We start from the raw sequence: 3,298 nt of genomic DNA, 5'->3' as shown, positions 1-3,298 counted from the left end.
GGGGGGGGGGGGGGGGGGCGGGGGGCGGGGGGGGCGCCCCCCCCCCCACGTCGAGGTCAGAACATGTGCTGGTCGACGGTCGCCGTCGCAGTCAGGCTCTGATCGTGGGTGTCGACAGTGCTGCCGGAATCGGCGGTCAACCCCGACGAGAGGCTCGTCGCGCTCATCGCGTCGAGCGACGTGCTGGTGTCGAGTGTGGTGCCCGAGTCGTGCGTGGCGCTCGAATCGTACGAGGTTGTCGCGTCGAACGTCGTCGCGGTGTCGGTGGTTGCCGTGGTGGTCTCAGTGGTTGCGGTGTCATGGCTGGGGCCGGTGTTCGACGCCGTATCCGTCAGCGTGCTGACCGCCGAACTGTGGTCCGCCGACGAGAGGTCACTGCTCGCCGTCGTGGTTGTGGTCGGGGTGGACTGGGTGGCCGATTGGGATTGGCCGAGGTCGGCGGCGGGTGCGGTCGCGGTGCTGGCCGCGTCCTGTGTTGTTGTTGCTGTTGCCGCTGTCGTGGTGGTCGCCTCCGGTGTCTGGGTCGCGGTCGTTGGCGCATGGTTGTCGGTGGTTGCCGTTGCTGTTGTGGCCGCCTCGGTTCGTCCGAGATCCGCGGTGGGTGCCGTCGCGTTCTGGGTGACGGAGTCGGTCGGGGTGGTGTCCGTCGACGCAGTTCGCGTTCCCTCGTCGCCGGTGACCGAGGCAGTCTCCGCGCTTCGCGTGTTCTGCTGGTCCGCAACCTGATTCTGACTCTGATTCCGGTCCGTGTCGGACGTCGTCGCTGAGGCAGATTCGGTGCTCGTCCGCCGGATGGTCGTGTCGAGAGGCTGCGACGTCACCGCCGCATCGGATTGGGTCGACACCGGAGTCGCGGTGATCGGCTGAGCCGCGGACGTCACCGTTGCCGGCGTCGCACTCGTCGCCGGACCGGCCGCGGCAGGCTGCACGGCCGCCGACGTCTGCGCAGACACCGACGTCGGTGCCAGCGTCGACGGCTGCGTCGCAACCGGGTTGCCCTGGCCGAACGCTGGCTGGGACGCGGACGCGCCGCCAGAGTTCACGGCCGACTCGCCGCGGCCGGGATTGCCGAACGACGCCGACGGGTTCGAGGGGGCGTTCTGATGGCTCGCGACGTTGTTGCCGTCGGTGCGTCCGTCGTGGTTGATCGTGCTGTCGTTCTCGTGGGCCTGGTTGCCGGGGGCGGTGCTTTGGCGACCTGCGTCGTCCCGGTGGCCGGCGTTGTCTTGGTGGTTGGTCTCGTCGCGGCCGTTGTTGTTGTCTCGCGAGGAGTCGGCGGCGTGGTTCTGTCGGTCGCCGTCGGTGTGGTTGTCGTGACGGGTGTCTGTGTTGTTCTGACGGCCGGTGTTCTCGAACCCGCGACTGTCGTTGTCGTGCGAAACGTCATGCGAATTCTTTTGCTGCTCAACGTGCTGAGCAGGATGATCGCCGGTCGAGTTCGCCGGGCGGAGGTCGCGTAGAAGTCCGTCGAGTCCGTCGCGAAGGAGGTCCGCCGCATGGGGCGCGCCGCCCAGGTCGGGCTGAGGTGCCCGTGCGTCGATTCCGGCGTGCGGGGCGGGGACGTCGTGGTGGTCGAGGACGGCCGACGGGTGGATTTCGCTTCTCGTCATGAGTGCTCCTTCATCTCGGGTTTGCCCCTTCGAGGCGACTGCCGACGACGTTATGGACCATTCCTGGGAAGACCATGGGAGGACGCTGCACCTTCGCTAGGGGCGTTCGCCGCCACGCACACAGGAACATCGCAGGAAGCGCACAGCGGTCGGTACAGGAAGGCGGTCTAGCGTTTCGACCGGCAGGAAATCCGCCTGCCGCACCACGGAATGGAGATCACGACATGCGGACATCGATGGGGATCAGCATGGGTTCCGACTCGTTCGTGTCCGCACAGATGCACGGTGAATCGCAGGGGCACCACGAGCACGACGGATTCACGGTGGTGTGGCACTCTGCCGAACTCGCGCTGTCGTCCAGCAGCGCGCCGACGCTCGGGCCGCACCGTTTGCTTCCGCAGGGCAGCATCGTCTTTCGTGGTTTCATCGACCGAGTCGGCGACCCCGTTCCGGTGATCGGTGACGACGGGACCCGCACCCCGGCCGTGCAGTTGGTGACCACCGCGCTCGACTGTCTGATTCGGGGCCGCACCCCGGCGCCCGACCATGTGGTGGTCGCGGCCCCAGCGGGCTGGTCGGGGTACGCGGTGGAGGAACTCGACGACGAGATCCGCCGCTGGGGTCTGCTGCAGAACCGCACCGTCACCGTGATCCCCGAAACCGCTGCGGCACTCACGTGGGTCGCCCGGGTGGAGAAACTCGACGACTGCGACACCGTGCTGCTGTGCGACGTCGGAGCCCACTCTCTCGACCTGACCGTAGCCACCACGCGCGGCGCCGAATTCACTGTGCGCCCATCGACGCGGAGCACCGACTTCAGCGGAGACCACGCCGACCGGCTACTGATGGGACATGTGGTCGCGCTGGTGCAGAACGCGAACCCGGACTTCGACGTCGACGATCCCGCCCACCGCGCTGCCCTCGCCGAACTCGCGGCCCGCTGCCGGATCGCGAAGGAGCGGTTGTCCCAGGACACCTCTGCCGTGGTGACCGTCGAGCTTCCCGGCATCCGACGCCAGATACGTGTCATGCGTTCCGAATTCGAGGACGTCATCCGTGGCTCGCTCACCCACGCTGCGAACGCGGTGGCACGGGAACTCGAACGTCTCGCCGAGACCGGAACCCCCGTCGACGCTGTCGTCCTCCTCGGCGGCGGAGCGGCGGTTCCACTCGTGACCGAACTGCTGTCGACCGCCGTGGACGTCCCCCTCGTCGTCTCGCCCGAACCGGCGACGGCATCCGCCCGCGGCGCGGCGGTGATCGCCGAGAGGGCATCGCTCCGGCAGTCGGGTTCCCGGGTGATGTCGGCGCCGGGACCGCGGGTGAAGCCACCGGCGGCGCCGCGACCGATCGCGGCGGCAACGTCGCGTGTACTGCCTCCCTCCGCATCCGCCGGGGTGCCGACCAGGCCCGTTTCCCCGCCCACACCGGCTGTCACACAAACCGTCGCCACTGCCGCGAAGACACCGAAGTCGGGTATCCGAGGCTGGATGGTCGCGGCGAGTGTCGCCGCCCTCGTCCTCCTGGGCGGCGGCGCGGCAGCGACCCAACTGATCGGCCAGGACGACACGCCCTCGGCAACGACGACCACCACGTCGTCCGTCGACCAGGCCGCGCAGGACGACACCGCTGGGAATGACACGGTACAGGAATACACCGTGCAGAACCCGGCGCCCGCTCAGCCGATG

The 3,298-nt window shown here is 68.6% G+C and carries 2 protein-coding genes; one reads left to right on the top strand and one right to left on the bottom strand.

The features are described 5' to 3' along the window. Positions 1-56: 56 nt before the first annotated feature. A complete protein-coding gene (locus ACFTZB_RS44420) occupies positions 57-1,610 on the bottom strand; it encodes a hypothetical protein (RefSeq protein ID WP_378442203.1) in 1,554 nt (517 codons plus the stop codon). A gap of 224 nt (positions 1,611-1,834) precedes the next feature. On the opposite strand from ACFTZB_RS44420, the gene ACFTZB_RS44415 reads away from it, so the two are divergent. Then, on the top strand, positions 1,835-3,298 hold a 1,464-nt coding region (locus ACFTZB_RS44415; RefSeq protein WP_378442201.1), incomplete at its 3' end, for an Hsp70 family protein.

The organism is Rhodococcus sp. NPDC057014 (assembly GCF_042673295.1).
Lineage (GTDB): Bacteria > Actinomycetota > Actinomycetes > Mycobacteriales > Mycobacteriaceae > Rhodococcus_F.
Note: the sequence above shows the minus strand (reverse complement) of the source record. Positions and strands in the feature narration are given on the sequence as shown.

What these genes read in the sequence shown, in the direction of transcription:
- ACFTZB_RS44420 (WP_378442203.1), bottom strand. Translation starts at nt 1,610, where the DNA reads ATGACGAGAAGCGAAATCCACCCGTCGGCCGTCCTCGACCACCACGAC.